At 45.2% G+C, this 16,460-nt stretch carries 14 protein-coding genes; 12 read left to right on the top strand and 2 right to left on the bottom strand.

Annotation, left to right across the window (positions count from 1 at the left end; all coding sequences use genetic code 11):
* Positions 1-107 precede the first annotated feature (107 nt).
* Positions 108-2,516: a formate C-acetyltransferase/glycerol dehydratase family glycyl radical enzyme gene (locus GKG43_RS00155; protein ID WP_055150931.1), complete on the top strand. Its 2,409-nt coding sequence runs from the start codon at positions 108-110 to the stop codon at positions 2,514-2,516.
* 13 nt (positions 2,517-2,529) lie between these two features.
* Positions 2,530-3,441 carry a glycyl-radical enzyme activating protein gene (locus tag GKG43_RS00150; RefSeq protein ID WP_055150928.1) on the top strand — a complete coding sequence of 304 codons (912 nt, stop codon included), beginning with the start codon at positions 2,530-2,532 and terminating at the stop codon, positions 3,439-3,441.
* Between the two features lie 117 nt (positions 3,442-3,558).
* Here GKG43_RS00150 and GKG43_RS00145 read toward each other — a convergent pair whose 3' ends face one another.
* Positions 3,559-4,371 (bottom strand): GntR family transcriptional regulator, encoded by an 813-nt coding sequence (locus tag GKG43_RS00145; protein ID WP_050639348.1) that lies wholly within the window; start codon positions 4,369-4,371, stop codon positions 3,559-3,561.
* Between the two features lie 291 nt (positions 4,372-4,662).
* Here GKG43_RS00145 and GKG43_RS00140 point away from each other — a divergent pair, with 291 nt between their 5' ends.
* The 8 genes from GKG43_RS00140 to GKG43_RS00105 all read left to right on the top strand — a co-directional run bounded on the left by GKG43_RS00140 (position 4,663) and on the right by GKG43_RS00105 (position 13,574).
* Positions 4,663-5,454: a DeoR/GlpR family DNA-binding transcription regulator gene (locus tag GKG43_RS00140; protein ID WP_050639349.1), complete on the top strand. Its 792-nt coding sequence runs from the start codon at positions 4,663-4,665 to the stop codon at positions 5,452-5,454.
* 45 nt (positions 5,455-5,499) lie between these two features.
* Positions 5,500-6,108: a sugar O-acetyltransferase gene (locus tag GKG43_RS00135; RefSeq protein ID WP_055150925.1), complete on the top strand. Its 609-nt coding sequence runs from the start codon at positions 5,500-5,502 to the stop codon at positions 6,106-6,108.
* The gene (locus tag GKG43_RS00130) at positions 6,105-6,980 is read left to right on the top strand and encodes a PHP domain-containing protein (protein WP_055150922.1); all 876 of its coding nucleotides are present in this window, start codon (positions 6,105-6,107) and stop codon (positions 6,978-6,980) included. The genes GKG43_RS00135 and GKG43_RS00130 overlap by 4 nt, the downstream gene beginning before the upstream one ends.
* A gap of 27 nt (positions 6,981-7,007) precedes the next feature.
* The gene (locus GKG43_RS00125; RefSeq protein ID WP_050639352.1) at positions 7,008-7,619 is read left to right on the top strand and encodes a DUF1349 domain-containing protein; all 612 of its coding nucleotides are present in this window, start codon (positions 7,008-7,010) and stop codon (positions 7,617-7,619) included.
* Positions 7,620-8,009: 390 nt separating this feature from the next.
* A complete protein-coding gene (locus GKG43_RS00120; RefSeq protein ID WP_055150919.1) occupies positions 8,010-8,663 on the top strand; it encodes a nuclear transport factor 2 family protein in 654 nt (217 codons plus the stop codon).
* A 284-nt stretch (positions 8,664-8,947) separates the two neighbouring features.
* Positions 8,948-10,519: a response regulator gene (locus GKG43_RS00115; RefSeq protein ID WP_055150916.1), complete on the top strand. Its 1,572-nt coding sequence runs from the start codon at positions 8,948-8,950 to the stop codon at positions 10,517-10,519.
* Positions 10,506-12,179 (top strand): histidine kinase, encoded by a 1,674-nt coding sequence (locus GKG43_RS00110; RefSeq protein WP_050639355.1) that lies wholly within the window; start codon positions 10,506-10,508, stop codon positions 12,177-12,179. The genes GKG43_RS00115 and GKG43_RS00110 overlap by 14 nt, the downstream gene beginning before the upstream one ends.
* A gap of 102 nt (positions 12,180-12,281) precedes the next feature.
* Positions 12,282-13,574 (top strand): extracellular solute-binding protein, encoded by a 1,293-nt coding sequence (locus GKG43_RS00105; RefSeq protein WP_050639356.1) that lies wholly within the window; start codon positions 12,282-12,284, stop codon positions 13,572-13,574.
* A 244-nt stretch (positions 13,575-13,818) separates the two neighbouring features.
* On the opposite strand, the gene GKG43_RS22845 is transcribed toward GKG43_RS00105, so the two are convergent.
* On the bottom strand, positions 13,819-14,220 hold the full coding sequence (locus GKG43_RS22845) for a PBECR4 domain-containing protein (protein ID WP_278312356.1): 402 nt from the start codon (positions 14,218-14,220) through the stop codon (positions 13,819-13,821).
* 512 nt (positions 14,221-14,732) lie between these two features.
* On the opposite strand from GKG43_RS22845, the gene GKG43_RS00100 reads away from it, so the two are divergent.
* Both GKG43_RS00100 and GKG43_RS00095 read left to right on the top strand, forming a co-directional pair.
* Complete coding sequence (locus tag GKG43_RS00100; protein ID WP_050639357.1) at positions 14,733-15,620, top strand: sugar ABC transporter permease; 888 nt, start codon at positions 14,733-14,735, stop codon at positions 15,618-15,620.
* On the top strand, positions 15,620-16,453 hold the full coding sequence (locus GKG43_RS00095) for a carbohydrate ABC transporter permease (protein ID WP_082202777.1): 834 nt from the start codon (positions 15,620-15,622) through the stop codon (positions 16,451-16,453). The genes GKG43_RS00100 and GKG43_RS00095 overlap by 1 nt, the downstream gene beginning before the upstream one ends.
* Positions 16,454-16,460: the final 7 nt, after the last annotated feature.

The raw sequence follows: 16,460 nt of genomic DNA, 5'->3' as shown, positions 1-16,460 counted from the left end.
CCCCAAAAACCCCTCCGCGCCCAATTGATTTGCGTACCCTCTATGCTAAGATAATCTTGTAAAGGCAGCAACTTATTTCATAATCCATAACAGAAAGGAGCAAAGTTATGAGCATAAATAAGAAACTTCTCCCTTCAGGCCTCACCAGGGAAAACAGAACAGAGAAACTAAATCAAGCCATGAGAAATGTAAAACCGGAGATCTGTATCGAGCGGGCCCGCCTTATTACGCAGAGCTACCGCAGTACAGAAGGAATGCCTTACATTATCCGCAGGGCTATAGGCCTGAAAGACCTTCTTGAGAATATGACAATCTTTATAGAGGACGAAGAGCTGATCGTAGGAAATCATGGTTCCAAACCCCGTTGTGCCCCTCTCTTTCCGGAATTCGGAGGATTCAGCAAGGAGGAACTGGACAGGATGCCCACCAGAAAGGTAGACACACTGCAGATTACGGAGGCGGATAAGGCGGCTCTTTTGACGGAAATATACCCGTACTGGGAGAATAAGTCCATAGGAGACCTATCCAGGCACTACATCGACGAGCGGATCATGAAGGTGCTCGACTCCCCCTACCGTGTATTCAATCCACTGAGCCGCGCGCGCAGCGGATATGGTCATTACCTGCCGGATATTCAGAAAATCATCAGCCATGGGTTCCGAAAAGTAGAGGAAGAAGCAAAAGATTACTTGGAAAGTCTGGACATTCTGGATCCTGAGTTTACAGATAAGACTCATTTCTATAAAGCAGTCCTGATTGTATGCGAAGGGATAAGAATCTTTCAGAACCGTTATGCGGACCTGGCAGAACAGATGGCAGCAGAGGAAGGTAATAAGCGCAGAAAACAGGAGCTGCTTCTCATCGCCTCCAATTGCAGGCATGTTCCTTATGAGCCGGCGCGGACATATTATGAGGCGCTCCAGTCATATTGGTTTACGCTTCTGATTGATTACTGCGGCCAGAATGGATCCGCTATATCAGGAGGCCGGGTGGATCAGATGTTCTACCCTTACTATAAAAATGACCTGGAAAATGGCATCATGGTCAAAGAAGAAGCGCGGGAGCTTCTGGAGGCATTGTGGGTAAAGAGCAGCGATGTCATTAAAGCGGGAACCTACATGAGTGCCAGAAATAACGGCGGATTCGCCACTACGATCAACGTGGTGCTGGGCGGTGTCGATAAGAATGGGGAAAATGCGGTCAACGATTTTACCTATGTCTGCCTGGATGCAGAACAGACGGTATTCAATTCGGAACCCAACACCAGCATCCGCATTTCACAGAAGAATCCGGATAAATTTTTAAACCGTGTACTGCAGATCTTAGTGGAAAATGAAGGCGGAAAGCTTCCATTTTTTAACGATGACTTAATCATAGACGGCCTGATGAAGGACGGCGTATCCCTGGAGGATGCCAGAAACTACGCAATCGTAGGGTGTGTGGAACCGACAGGACAGGGCAATACCATGGGCAGGACCAATGCATGTTACTTCAACCTTGCCAAATGTCTGGAGCTTGCGTTATTTAACGGGGTATGCCAGATGTCGGGAGAACAGATGGGGCCGGCAACCGGAAAATTTGAAGAGTTTGAGACTTTTGATGAGCTTAAGAAAGCATATGAGATACAAGTAAATTATTTTGTTGACATGATGATCAGCTCGCTTAACTCCATCGAACTGCTGCACGCACGGTACGGGCAGCATATATACTGCTCCATGCTGCTGGAAGGCTGCCTGGAAAAAGGCAGAGACTGTACGCAGGGCGGGGCAAAATACGACTATGCAGGCGTGCAGGGTGTCGGAATTGCGGATGTGGGAGATTCTCTCATGGCTATAAAAACGCTGATATTTGACAAAAAGGAAATGGCCCCGTCCCAGCTTCTTGATGCATTAAGGCATAATTTTGAGGGGCAGGAAATCCTGAAATACCGTCTCATCAACCAGATACCGAAATATGGAAACGACATCCCCGAAGCAGACGAGATGACAGCATATGTGGGAAAACAGTACTGCAAGAGCGTCAAAGGCCATCGGTCTCCCTACGGTGCGATCTACCGTCCCGGTCTGTTCTGCCTCTCCTCAAACACACCGTTGGGCCGCCAGGTCTGCGCACTTCCAAGCGGCAGAGAGGCGGGGACTCCGCTGGGGGACGGCGGCATTTCTCCGAAACACGGCATGGATATCTGCGGTCCGACCGCTGCGGTTAAGTCTGTAGCCAGAGTAGATCACGGGAGCGCGATCAACGGTGTGAACTTTAACATGAAATTCATGCCTACGATTCTCAGGACAAAAGAAGAAAGGCAAAAACTCATCGACCTGATCCGGACGTATTTCGCCATGGGAGGCATGCATATTCAGTTCAACATCCTGACCCCGGATAAGCTCAAAGATGCACAGCAGAATCCCGACCGCCACAGAAACCTCGTTGTACGCGTAGCAGGATACAGTGCATTTTTCGTGGAACTGGACAAAGACATACAGGATGAAATCATCAGCAGAACCATGCAATGTGTATAGAGGGAGGAAAAGAATGCAGGGAAATATATTTGATATTCAAAGATACAGTATCCACGATGGCCCGGGGATCCGCACAGTGGTCTTTTTAAAGGGCTGCCCGCTGCGCTGCAGGTGGTGCTCCAATCCGGAATCCTGGCAGGTGCATCCGCAGTTATTCTATGCATCCTCCAGATGTATTGGCTGCCTGAATTGCGTAAATCACTGTCCGGACGGGCAAATTACGGCGGAAAATGGTCTGCAGATTCATTGGGACAGGTGCGGAAACGAACATCTGGACTGGGTGGCAAAGTGCCCTACAAAGGCTCTTACCGTAAAGGGAAAATGGATGACGCCAAAAGAGGTGTTCGAAGAGGTCTTAAAAGACGAGTCATTTTATAAAAGAAGTAAGGGCGGGATCACCCTGTCAGGGGGTGAACCGCTGCTGCAGGCGGACTTTGCAGAATCCCTGTTAAAACTATGCCGCAGCCGCGGGATTCATACGGCCGTGGAGACGACCGGATGCGTGCCAAAAGAAAACCTGGAAAAAGTGCTGCCTTACACGGATTTATTTCTATACGACATTAAATCTGCAGACAGCCAGGTCCACAAAACCTGGACAGGTGCAGACAATCAACAAATTCTAAGGAATCTGGAGTGTCTTGCGGGACAAACAAAAGGCATTTTCATCAGGACTCCGATGATACCGGGAGTAAACGATCGGGAACAGGATATTTTGGACATCATCGAGATTATTCAGAAAAATGGAATCCGCCATTACGACATCCTTCCATTCCATCAGTATGGAAGCGGAAAATACATTTCCTGCGGGCTGGATTACTCCATGCAGGATGTAAAGCCCCATGAGGAAGACTATGTAGAAAAAATCAGGAATACCATACACAGCTTCGGCCTTTCCACCAATATGGAAGAAATGGCTGACCAATAAGAAAAAACATCCCCCCCTATATCTGAACTAATCCAGATATAGGGGGAATATGTATCATCCTGGCCGCTGCCGCAGAGCGGTATGTGTAACGGACAGAACGGTGCAGACGAAAAAATATTATGACAGCGTTACCTGTCGGCGGATGTCAATCGGGCTTTTGCTGGCGGATGTGTTGCGGTACAGTTCCAGTTGAAATACGCACTTATCGGCCCGGGTGATAGAAGTGGTGAACTCGAATACAAATCCTGAATCCAGATAAGAGATACGCTGAATCTTATAGCCGGGCACTTTTGCTGCACATTTCAGCAGATCAGCCTCATCCTTATTGATAATGATTGCTTCAATTGTCTCCGTTGCACGGTAGAGATTCAGTGCGTAGCGCTCACTCAGCACCTTGTACAGGGATACGGTTGAAAAATCAAAGAATTCAATCCGTTCGCAGAGATAATAGGGAATAAAAGCCTTCTCAAATAAGATTGGCTCATTGTTCGCACAGCGCAGCCGGTAAAGCTTAAATACCTTATTCTGTGTCGGCGGCAGTTTGAGCTGGTCGCGGATATACTGATCTGCCTCAACCACTTCGCTCTTGATGACAACAGAGGCGGGAACCGCTCCAAGTTCCCTCATATTCTCGGTAAAATTGTATAGATAGTTGATATTTCGTTTCATCTTGGGATCTGCAATAAAAGAGCCCCGTCCTCTGTAACGGACAAGGAGGCCCTCATCCACAAGCCTGTCCATGCACTGGCGGACCGTAGTCCGACTGATATTCAATATGTTGCAAAGGTTTGTCTCTGTGATCATCTGATCTCCGGGCTTCAGGACACCTGCCTGGATTTGTATCTTAATATAGGAGGCAAGCTGCTCATACAGAGGAGAATCGCTCTCAGGCGAAAACTGAAATGTTTCTTTAAAATAGTCAATGTCCAATTGTATAGTTCCTTTCTATAAAATATGAATTTCCGCCCGGATTAGATTGGGAAAATGCAGTAAATATAGCGGATTCAGCTGTTTTATTTTCTTCAATAGTATCATAAATATATACGATATTCAAACATATTTACCAGTTAATGGAATGGTAAAAACAACTGGATTATGTCTATCGGATGTGATACAATAATAATGTATCAAATGTATGATACATTTATATTATCATATTAAATTATAAAACGCAATATCCACGGAAAAAGAAATTGTTGTATGGGGGGCTGATAAGTATTGATGCATACACAGGATCGCAGAAAAGCAATTTTAAAAGAACTTGAGCAAAACGCTTATGTTCGTGTGGGTACACTGAGCAGCATGTTCGGCTGCACTGAGATGACGATCCGCAGAGACCTGAATGAGATGGCGGAGGAAGGCCTGCTGAAAAGAACCCACGGGGGCGCTGTAAAAATAGGAAAGAATTTTGTGACTGACAATGTAAAAGACTTGCTGTACAGCAATCTGCATAATAAGATATACATAGCCAGGCAGGCGTACAAAGTCATCAGGACGCGGGATACCATATTTTTAGATGATGCAACCACATGCCTGTATCTGGCTAAGGAAATTAAGAAAAATGAGAAAAAACAGGTGAATATCATAACAAACAGCGTACTTCTTGCATTGGAACTCATGCAGACGGAACATGTCTCCCTAAAGATTATCGGAGGAGATGCGGCCGGCAATCTTTCTGCGACTGTGGGGCAGGAGGCTGTCGAACAGATCGCACGGTGCAGGGCGGACAAGGCGTTTATTGGAGTCAATGGCATTGACTTCACGGAGGGGATTACAGGGATTGGATACCCCCAGATGGAGATTAAGCAGGCCATGTTAAAAAGTGCAAAAGAGACCTACGTGCTGGCGGACAGCAGCAAATTTGGGCATATCTATCTTTCCCATATCTGCAATATCGATCAGGTTACAGCCGTGCTTACAGATGGGAATCTGGGGGCGGCATTTCAGGAAGAAGCCAGGGCCCAGGGGGTTCCGGTTATCTGGCAGACGGAGGCAGAGAAAAATAAAGAATGAATACGGTTCGGACTGTTTGAACTATTACAAATGAAGGGAGCAAATATGGGCAAAACAAAGTTAAGCGAAAAGGAAAAGTGCCAGGCAGGGCTGCTCTACGATGCCAACTATAATCAGGGACTGGCGGAAGAAAGAAACAGGTGCAAGGATCAGTGCTGGCTGTTTAATTCCTGCCGGCCTTCGGAGCAGGAAAAAAGGATGGACATCATGAAGGGGATTCTAGGGAAGACAGGTAGCTCCTTCCTGATTGAACAGACCTTCTGGTGCGATTATGGATACAATATAGAAATTGGTGAAAATTTTTACGCAAATCACGGATGCGTCATCCTGGATGCGGCCAGGGTCACTTTTGGAGACAATGTCTTCATCGCGCCCAACTGCGGATTTTATACAGCCGGACACCCGTACAGCCCGGATCTGCGCAACCAGGGTCTGGAGTACGCAAAGCCGATAAGCATTGGTAATAATGTGTGGATTGGAGGAAATGTCACAGTGCTGCCGGGAGTGACCATAGGGGATAATACCATCATCGGGGCAGGCAGCGTGGTGACGAAAGACATTCCGGCAGGTGTGGCGGCCGTGGGCAATCCATGTAAGGTGTTAAGGGAAATAACTGAAGAGGAGATGGAAAGAGAAAGGAGGAGTGTACAATGAACTGGCTGGATTTACATATGCATTCCGTCATCAGCGATGATGGAGAATTTGAGCCGGAGAAACTGATGGACATGTGCCGGGAGGCAGGGCTGAAAACCGTGGCAGTTGCGGACCATAACAGTACTAAAGCTCTTGGGCGGGCTGCCGCCAGGGCAAAAGAAAACGCTCTTGAGTTGATCCCCGCAGTAGAGCTGGACTGCTGCATACGGGACAGGGAGCTGCATATTCTGGGATACGGCATTGATCCAGATTATCCGGAGTATGAAAAGGTGGAACAAAATCTGCTGGCCCAGGAACAGGAGAGCTCAAAAATACGGCTGCGGCTGGCGGAGGAAGCGGGATTAATCGTGGATCATGATTTGGTCTATGAGCTGGCACATCACGGTGTCGTGACAGGAGAAGTCATTGCAGAGGCTGCGCTGAAGAACGAGGAGAATCACGGATTGCTGCGGGATTACCTGCCGGGGGGAAAGCGGAGTGACAACCCCTATGTGAACTTTTACTGGGACTGGTGCTCACAGGGAAAATGCGCCTATGCCCCAGTAGAATTTATTTCCCTGGACAGAGCGGTAGAGATTATTACAGCATCGGGGGGAGTTCCCATTCTGGCGCATCCCGGCAATAATACGAGGGAGGATCAGATCCTGCTGGAGGATATCGTGAAAGCAGGGGTCCGGGGAATGGAAGTATTCAGCAGCTACCATACGGATGAGCAGGTGGAGTTCTACCTGGAATGGGCCTTGAAGCGGCAGCTGCTGATCACGGCAGGAAGCGATTTTCATGGAAAGACAAAGCCGTCTATCCATTTGGGCCGTATGGATGTAAGAGGGCTGGAAGATAAAATTTACAAAGAACTTATGGATGCGCTCTAAAGCGTATCTGAAAGGAGGGCATAGATTATGAATGAATTGTACCAGAATGTGCCGTGGGAAGCGGGCGTATGGACGAACGAACCGGCGGAAGTAAAAATAGAAGACGGACGGTTGACCGTAACGGCCGTGCACGAAAGCGATTATTGGGAGAAGACGCTTTATGGATTCCAGCACAGGGACGGGCATGCGCTGCTGGCAGAACTGAAACGGACGGAAGCGATGGAAGTTACATTTCTCCTGGAGGATTTTAAAGAATTATATGACCAGGCAGGGATGATGTTATGGTATGACGACGTACACTGGATCAAGATGACAATAGAAGTGATTGACAACGAGCCGAATATTTCAATTGTAGTAACGGATGTCTACTCTGACTGCTCGAACTTTCCGGTACCGTCCTGGGATGGAAAACAAGTGACATTCCGTGTGTCTCCGTTCGAGGATGCGGTACTGATCCGTGTGCGTACCGGGGACAGCAGATGGATGACCATGCGGCTTGCGCGGTTTCCTTATACGGATGGGATGAAAGCGGGGCCGCTGGTATGTGCGCCTATTAGAAAAGACTTCCGGGCGGTATTTACACGCTGGATAAAAACGGATACTGATAAGGGGCAGCATGAGGATCCTCCGATCTTATAAGAGGGAGATGCTGTTCCTACCTTAACCTGCATAGATAGGAACCATAAGCGAAATAAAAATGCCTACCCTGTCTGACCCACAGGATAGGCGGCTGCCGTAAGGCAATTACTTAACTTAAGAGGTTACCACCCGTGCGGCGGTTGTTCTCTTTGTGTCTTTAATATAGCATATCTAAAATGATTCTGGAAGAAAACATAAACATTCTTTACAAAATAGACTACCCTACTGTTACGATTCACGGGGCCGATGGATGTAGGATGGGTTTGCGCGGGTGTATTTCTTTAGGAGCGGGTAACTTGAAAATTTCTACATTTTCTTGTAATAGTCTGATTGTTTTAGGGGATATCGGAAGGTAGACTATAATTATGGTGCAGAAGGAGGGCAAATTATATGAAAATGTTTTATGAGGCGCCAATGGGAAACCTGTCCGGAGAGGAGATGCTGGAAAAAATCCGAATACGTGAGATTGTAGAGTACGACCGGTACTGTACGGATTATGGCCTGAAAGAACAGCAGAGGGCTTTGTGGCATGAGGATGGCAGACTATTTACAACATGGTTCGAGGGGAGTATCAATGACTATCTGGGGAATCCCACAATCAGATCCAAGGAGCTGCCAAAGACACATCAACCCGAGGAGTCTCACGGTCATCGGATTAATAATACCGTAGTCTGGCTGAACGGAGAAAAGGCGATAGCGGAAGTGCTGTGCTTCTTGAACTTCAGAACAGAAATCCAGGGAGAATGGATGGACTCCCAATGCTGGTGCAGGATGCATTACCGGCTGGAAAGAAGAGCGGATAGGTGGGGAATACTTTATTTCGAAGGAATCTATGAAAAAGACCGTATGGATCCGGTGTTTATGGACAGCTGCCTCGAGATCCCAAGAGATGAACTTGAAAAGTTCAGATCCATTAATTGGAATATGGCATACAGGAGAAGCTGTATTGGCGGGCTGAAGAACGCCGACAGATGGGCCGGCAGCGATGTTCCCGAGACACTGGAGAGGCTGTATACGGAAAGTTCAGAGTGGTTCTGGCTATAAGGGGGTATAAGGCGGCGGAATGAAAAGGGGGCGGTCCCTTCTGTAAAGGGGTCAGACCCCTTTGCAGGAAGCGCAGTAGATGTTGCACCTTAAAATGTTGATATGTATATAAAAAAGTTGTAATAGAAATAAACTGAAAGTTTGATATATAATATGACTAAAAGGGGTCTGTCCCCTCTGCAAAAGGGTCAGCCATTTTTGCAGAGGGGACAGACCCCTTTCATATGGTATAATGGTCTCAGCAAAAGATGAGTACTCAAGAAAAATTCGGAGGTGATTGCAGCATGTACAGTATCTTGATCGTGGACGATGAAAAGAAGGAGCGTGAGGGCATCAGCAGGCTGCTGAAGCGCTATCATTTTAATTTGAAGATCAGCCAGGCAGCAAATGGTGAGGAGGCGCTCAAAGAGTTCGAAAAGCATGAGTATGATATTCTCCTGACGGATATTAAGATGCCGTTTATGGATGGCATACAGCTTATCAAGGAGATACAAAAGCGGGGAATGAATCCCATTTGCATTATCTACAGTGCTTACGGCGAGTTTGAGTATGCGCAGAATGCCATTTCACTTGGGGTACTGGAGTACTTGCTGAAGCCGATCCGCCTGGATGCGTTTGAAGACTTGTTCCATAAAGTTATTGACCTGTGCAGGGAGAAGGATGAGATTGAGAAGGAGAAGGAGCAGACAAGACAGGCCTATGAGGAGGTCGCCGCTTACCGGCTTAGCTGGAATCTTCTGGGCTATCTGGAAGGGGATGGAGCAGCCGGAAAAGGGGAGACAGCTTATAAAAAAGAGACGGTAGAGGAGCTAAAAGCGGAATTTGCGTTTGATAAAAATGTCTGCGTACCAGTGCTGATCTCCTGTTATTCCAACCTCTTCTCCATGGAGTGGGAAGCCTATCAAAACGAGATCGAAAAACAGCTAGGAGGGGAACTTCTTGTCATAAATAAAGCGGATAACCAGATTCTTGTTCTTGTAAAAAGAGAAGCACAGACTTTCCGGGCAAAAGAGCTGAAAAAGAAATGTGAACTGCTCATTGAACAATCGAAAAGAAAATATCAGACCGATGTATTTATCATCATAGGAAGTAAGACGGAAAGTTTAATTCAACTGAAGAAAGAGTATGAAGAGATGAAAGATCAGTTGGATTATCAGTTTTTTGTATCGGACAGTATGCTGATTGTGCATGACGAATCCTATTTTGTGAAAAAGGAGCAGGACATGCTGACTCTGTATTTTGAGCGTATCTTTAATTGTGCCAGAATGCAGGATTACGGCGGGATGAAAAAGGAGCTGGAAAAAGTATTTGCATACATTGAGAAACAGAGCGGATTCAGCTCGATATATGTGAAATATACATTTACCGATGCCGTTAAGAAAATCAATGAGTATACAAAATCAGATATTGATCTTATGTCGTATCTGGAAAGAATATATGAGGCCCGCTCTTTTGAGGAAGTCAGCCAGACGGTATATGAAGTGTTAGATGACATGGCAAATCAGAAGAAGAACGATGAAAAAGAAAACAGGCTCGTACGGATGGCTAAAAATATCCTCTATGAAAGGTACGGCGATTCCAGCCTGAGCGTGTCCTCCATTGCGGAGGAGATGCATGTGTCATCGGCTTACCTCAGCAGTCTCTTTAAAGTTGAAACCGGCGAAAATCTGGTAAAGTTTATTACCAAATACCGGGTTGGAAAATCAAAAGAGCTTTTGAAACAAAGTAATATGAAAATCGGTGATATCGCGGCTGCTGTGGGTTATATCAGCGTTTCCTACTACATATCAATCTTCAGGAACCATGAGGGATGCAGCCCTGTTCAGTATAGGGAGAAGATAAATGAAGACAATTGACTGGAGAGCCCGTTTTAACCAAATGCATTTTTTAAATAAAGTCCGCCTGATTTACAGCCTGATTCTGATTATACCGATCCTGCTGCTTGAGTGCCTGATCTGTATTACTTCCAGCAATTTCATCAAAGAGCAGCAGATGCTGGAGGTGAGGAGCATGATTGAGCGTAATTACCAGGACATCCAGAATCAAATGAAGCAGTGTGAAAAATCACTGCTTTATCTATCCAGCAACACGATGCTGAAAGAGTTTCTTATGACCGGGGATGATGAATATATGAAACGTCTGACGCTCTCAAAAAATGTTGCGCCTCTGGTCTACAACAGCTTGCTGTCAACCCAGGACTTTGAAAAGATACTTGTCTATTCGGAAAAGAATTTCAGCATATCCTACGACCTGTTTAAAAATGATTCGGAAGTGCAGGCGAAGGAATGGTACCGGGAAACGGAAAATACGAGCAAGACCCTCTGGTGGTATGAAGAAGAAAAGGAACAATTCTTTATCACCCGCTGTGTCAGAGATTCCGTAACGGAAAAGAAACTAGGAATTATCCGGATTGACCTCAAAGGTGAGATTCTGGCAAAAAGCTTTGAAATATTTTCCGGGGTACCTGTGGAAATCCGTTTGCTGGGAGAAGAAAATGAATTCTACCGTTATACCAATATAAGTGGGGATGGGGGGCATAAAACCGGCTATGAAACGTCTCTGGATATGGGGCAGCCCGACTGGCAGATTCAGTATGCCGTAGACCAGTCCTATTTTTCAACCATTTTTCACCCGCGGATCTTAATATCACTCATGATTGTCATGATTCTGCTTGCATGTGTCTGGATTCTGGTTAACCGCAGCACAAAGTACTTATTGAAGCACTTGTACCGGATTATTGACGGTGTAAAAAAGGTGAATGACAGCAATTTTGAGATCGAAATAGATGAGTCGTCGGGAGATGAGATCGGAGAATTAGCAAAAAGTATCAACCGAATGTTGAAAAAAATCAGGATGTTGATCGAGGAAGTGTATAAATCGGAACTGGACAAAAAAAATCTCGAACTCAACCTCCTGCAGTCGAAGATTAATCCGCACTTTTTGTATAACAATCTCTCCGCCATCAACTGGATTGCGATTGAAAAGGGGGAGGACAGGATTTATGAAATTACGACGCAGATGGCAACATTTTACAGGACGGCGCTGAACCGGGGAGTGAATATTGACAGGCTGCGGGTAGAGATTGACAATATAAAGTCTTACATGAAACTACAGTCATACGCTCATGATGATTCTTTTCAGGCGGAATATGAGATTGAGGATGCCTTGCTGGACACCCGGATCCCTATATTTATTATGCAGCCCCTGGTAGAAAATGCAATTGAGCACGGAATCGACACGCTGCGGGAAGACAAAGGTAAGATTAGGATACATATTTTCTCAGAGGACGTCTGGTTAGTGATACATATATGGGATAATGGTAAGGAACTGTTCGGGAAAATCGGAGACTCAGAGCTGAATTCTGAAGAATTTGGATATGGCGTCAGTAATGTAGATAAACGGATAAAGCTGCTGTGCGGTGAATCCAGCGGAGTGAAGATCCGGGCAGACAAGTTCGGAACTACTTCGGAGATACGTCTGAAAAAGGATACAATCGTATTGGATGCAAAATCTTAAAAAGTTGATAACCAGTTAAAAATTTTATTATTTTTTCAAAAGAATGCCATAGCTATAATGAATATATACCAAAGGAGACATCAAAAAAGAAAGGGGATTGCTATGAAAAAGAAAAAAGTACTTAGTATTTTACTTGCAGCGGTTATGGCAACAGCAATGATGGCGGGTTGCGGCGGAAAAGAAGAAGACACATCCAAAGGCGAAAAGAAAGAAACAGAAAACAAAACGGTCAGCATAATGGGCTGGTACGACGAGGATGATATGGAGGGTGTAATCAATGCCGTGAATGAACAGCTTGACGGCGCATATACACTGGAGTATACCTACGTTGCACTTTCAGACTATAACAATGTGCTTGGTACCCAGCTGGCATCGGGTGAAGGCCCGGACATCGTGCTGGACGGAGCCGAGTTCCCGGCGAGAGTTAAGGCGGGGAATGTGGAAGAAATTACGGACAAGGATTATGTAAAAGAATTCAGCGAAGCGGGGCTTTCTCTCGCAAGCAAGGATGGAAAAGTATACGGGATCCCGTCCTACGGCTGGTTTGCCGGTATGTGGTATAACAAAGATATTTTATCAGAATGTAATGTAGAGGTACCAAAGACATTTGATGAATTTGTGGCAGCATGTGAGAAGATCCAGGCGGCAGGGCATCAGGCTATGGGATTCGGGCTCGCAGACGCGGATACGGCGCAGGCGTCCCTGATGGGTTATCTGGAAAATTCATTTTATCACAATAATACCGACAATCCTGACGGTATCGATTTCGATGCAAAATTTGCCGCAGGCGAGGCTACGCTGGATGGAAATATCAATGACTGTGTTAAAAAATGGTATACATTAATTGAGAAAAAAATTATCACACCGGAAATGCTTGGGATTTCCAATCAGGATGCACTGAATACATTTAAAGCGGGGGATGTTGCGTTCTTCAATGGGGGGCCTTGGCAGTATACGGAGATCAAGGAAGCGGGCGTGAACTTTGGCCTGATGCCGCAGCTGAGCGAAAGCGGCGAAAATGTATTTACCGGCGGCGGTCCGGCTGCAAGCCTTGGGATCAATGTAAATGCGGCAAACAAAGAGGGCGCTGAAAAGACATTGGAGGCATTTGCTTCTGTGGAGGTGCAGCAGGCGTTTATTGATGCGAACCCGGGATCACCGAGTTACAGAAAGGGTGTGGAGACTGAACTTCCGGATGAATATGCAGAGATCGCAGAGTGCGTCGAGGCAGGCAATATTGCTGTCAATTGGGACCGCTGGTCTGTCAATATGCCTTCTCAGACAATGATTAATGAATCCATTGCACAGATCCAGGGGATGGTATCGGGAGACTTAACACCGGATGACTATGTAAAGGCAATGGATGCTAAGGCGGATTCGGTTCGATATGAATAAGGATAGTAAATATAGTAAGAAATAAAAGCGGCAGGCTGTACGGGATCTTGTACAGCCTGTTTTTACGATTTATAAGAAAAGACTTTCCTTGTGAAAACTCTTGTTGTTAATGGCTTGAGCGCAACAGTTGAAAAATAAAATCAAAAACAATTACCATAGGTTGAATCTATGAGTACAAGCAGTCTGAAAAAACAGCTCGAGAACGGAAACGGGTAGAAATTAAAGTATTAGTTAAATAGTGGGATTAGGAAATCTTATTATCTTTGAATTCGACTTGAGGTGTTAGTTTGTCTAAAAGAATAGTAGATGAGCAGGAACTAATATGTATACGTTCTTTTTTTAATAAGGAGCGAGGTCGTTGATTTGATTCATAATCTCGGGCCCCTTGTTTAAAGGTTGAACAACATGAAAAATCACATTTAGCAGAGCCATCTGCATTTGATTGGATTATGAATACAAAACTTTTTATATCTGAGCGAGAGGAAATGAGGTAATCCGCTTTTATTTGTGTATAAAAAGGGTACATACGTGGCATATATGAAAAAAGCATAAATTCATTGTCAAGAGTATCCTTAATTCGGACTAACGCTTCCAGCCTGGGAACTACCATTTCATTGTATTGAGCAGCTTTCTGGATTTGCTCCAGTTTTATTGTACTTATAATCTGTTAGTTCGTTCCAAACAGAAGCAGCCTGATAAAAAATATCATTTGTTGAAGATGTCAGATATTGTCCCCCCATTCAAAGAAAGATAGAGTGCTCAGATAATAAATGAGACCTTGCATGAGCAAGGCCCCATTAATGCGTTTTCGTTCGATTACTAAGAATCTATTCGGCTTGTGGTTACCGCATAACCCACGGGCAGGTTCCACAATCAGCTGCATGCCGACACAGTCAATTGCTTCAACACCTACGATAGCTGATCACTGCCGCTATCCTCTAACAGCATTATAGCACAAATAAGCTTTAATTCAAGATATCTAAAAGTTTTTTTGAACTCTTTTTGAACTCTCCGTGAATGTAATATTGAGTTCACTATTATTATATGTAGATTTGATAAAAAATTTGATGATTAGCTAAAAAATTTATTATATAAACGGATATTCCTCCATCTTATAATGAATGTATAAAAGAGATAATCTGAAAGGAAGAGGAAAAAATGAAGAAGGCATACAAGGTGAAAAATGGCGCGCCCTATGTGATTATGGTACTTCCGGCGCTTCTGGTTTTTGTCACGTTTTTTATTCTGCCGCTAATATTTACCGCAAAGTACAGTTTTTACAGCTGGACTAATTTTTCGCAGGAGATTACATTTAACGGCTTAGAGAATTATAGGAAAATATTTGACGACCCTATTCTGGCAAAGGGAATCAAAAACACACTTATTTTTGCTTTTGTGACGGTTACCGTACAGAGCCTGATCTCTCTGCCCGTATCGGTATTTCTGAATTCAAAAATCAAAGGGAGCAATATCTACCGCGCCATTTACTTTGCGCCGGCAGTTTTGAGCACTTTGGTTGTTGGTTATCTGTGGAAATATCTGATGTCCTCCAGCGACTACGGTTTTATCAACCAGGTACTTACCGGAATGGGATTTGAGAAGGTGAATTTTCTGGGCAATGCGCAAATTGCACTGTTCGCTATTATTACGATTTCTGTGTGGCAGTGGTTTGGCTGGTCCATGGTGATTTATCTGGGCAGTTTACAAAGCATTAGTGAAGAGCTGTATGAGGCCGCCTCGGTGGATGGGGCGAACGGATTGCAGAAGTTCTGGCACATTACAATTCCGGGACTGGCGCCGGCCATTAAGATCAATTTTGTAACGAGTACTATATCGGGCCTGAAGATATTTGACCTGATTCTGGCAACTACAAACGGGGGACCGGCACATCAGACGGAGACGATTCTGTCCCTGATGTTCTCCAAGTTTTCGGATGGAAATTATGGGTATGCATCGGCCTTTGGAATGGTATTTTTGTTAGTCAGCATGCTGGTTGCGGCAGTGATGCTGGGAGTATTTAAGAAATGGGAGGATCGGCTGGGATAATGAAGAAGAAAAAGATTTATATCAACGTTTTGAAGCATTTAGTTTTAATCGCGCTGGCGGTTGTTGTCCTGATTCCGGTCTATTATCTGATTGTGACTACTTTCAAATCAGGGGCCGAGGCTGCCCTGAATCCGATGGGACTTCCGTCCTCTATAGATTTTAGCGGTTACATAAAGGCATTTCAGGATATGCAGTATCCACGGGCATTTAAAAATACGCTGATCATCACGGCATGTTCGGTTGTGGGAATTATATTTACCAGCTCCATGTGCGGATATGTACTGAACAGAAAAGGAAAATATAGAATCACACAGTTCGTATTCCTGCTGATCTTATCAGGCATGATGTTTCCCTATCAGATGTCAATCATGGGACTTTACAAGCTGATCCGCGGGATGGGGCTTATGAACTCGCTGCTGGCTGTTATTTTAATCGATATTGCAATTAATATTCCATTTGCCACATTTTTGATGAAAAACTTCATCTCCACCGTCCCGATTGAGCTGGAGGAGGCTGCCAAGATCGACGGCGCGGGAGTATTCCGGACATTTTCAACGATCACATTTCCGCTGCTTAAGCCGGTGATTGCTACCGTGGCGATTTTGAATACATTGAATGTATGGAATGATTTTATGGGGCCGCTGTACTTCTTACAGACAAGGGAAAACGATGTCATCCTGCAGGAGGTTTACCGGAACATCGGCCAGTTTTCCACGGACTGGACCAGCCTGTTCCCGATGATGGTGCTGGGCGTACTGCCTCTTCTGGTCTTTTATCTCTTCATGCAGAGATTCATCATTAGCGGTGTAATGGCCGGGTCAGTCAAGGGATAGGAAGGAG

Origin of the sequence: Eubacterium sp. BIOML-A2 (assembly GCF_009680135.1) — a bacterium.
Taxonomy (GTDB): Bacteria; Bacillota; Clostridia; order Lachnospirales; family Lachnospiraceae; genus Faecalicatena; species Faecalicatena contortus_B.
The sequence above is the reverse complement of the archived record's forward strand: the minus strand, read 5'-3'. Positions and strand labels throughout refer to the sequence as shown.

Bases quoted from the DNA above. Each gene is read 5' to 3' on its own strand.
- GKG43_RS00125 (WP_050639352.1), top strand. From the start codon at position 7,008: ATGAATGAATTGTACCAGAATGTGCCGTGGGAAGCGGGCGTATGGACG.
- GKG43_RS00150 (WP_055150928.1), top strand. From the start codon at position 2,530: ATGCAGGGAAATATATTTGATATTCAAAGATACAGTATCCACGATGGC.
- GKG43_RS00115 (WP_055150916.1), top strand. From the start codon at position 8,948: ATGTACAGTATCTTGATCGTGGACGATGAAAAGAAGGAGCGTGAGGGC.
- GKG43_RS00155 (WP_055150931.1), top strand. From the start codon at position 108: ATGAGCATAAATAAGAAACTTCTCCCTTCAGGCCTCACCAGGGAAAAC.
- GKG43_RS00100 (WP_050639357.1), top strand. From the start codon at position 14,733: ATGAAGAAGGCATACAAGGTGAAAAATGGCGCGCCCTATGTGATTATG.
- GKG43_RS00140 (WP_050639349.1), top strand. From the start codon at position 4,663: ATGCATACACAGGATCGCAGAAAAGCAATTTTAAAAGAACTTGAGCAA.
- GKG43_RS00120 (WP_055150919.1), top strand. From the start codon at position 8,010: ATGAAAATGTTTTATGAGGCGCCAATGGGAAACCTGTCCGGAGAGGAG.
- GKG43_RS00135 (WP_055150925.1), top strand. From the start codon at position 5,500: ATGGGCAAAACAAAGTTAAGCGAAAAGGAAAAGTGCCAGGCAGGGCTG.
- GKG43_RS00095 (WP_082202777.1), top strand. From the start codon at position 15,620: ATGAAGAAGAAAAAGATTTATATCAACGTTTTGAAGCATTTAGTTTTA.
- GKG43_RS00130 (WP_055150922.1), top strand. From the start codon at position 6,105: ATGAACTGGCTGGATTTACATATGCATTCCGTCATCAGCGATGATGGA.
- GKG43_RS00105 (WP_050639356.1), top strand. From the start codon at position 12,282: ATGAAAAAGAAAAAAGTACTTAGTATTTTACTTGCAGCGGTTATGGCA.
- GKG43_RS00110 (WP_050639355.1), top strand. From the start codon at position 10,506: ATGAAGACAATTGACTGGAGAGCCCGTTTTAACCAAATGCATTTTTTA.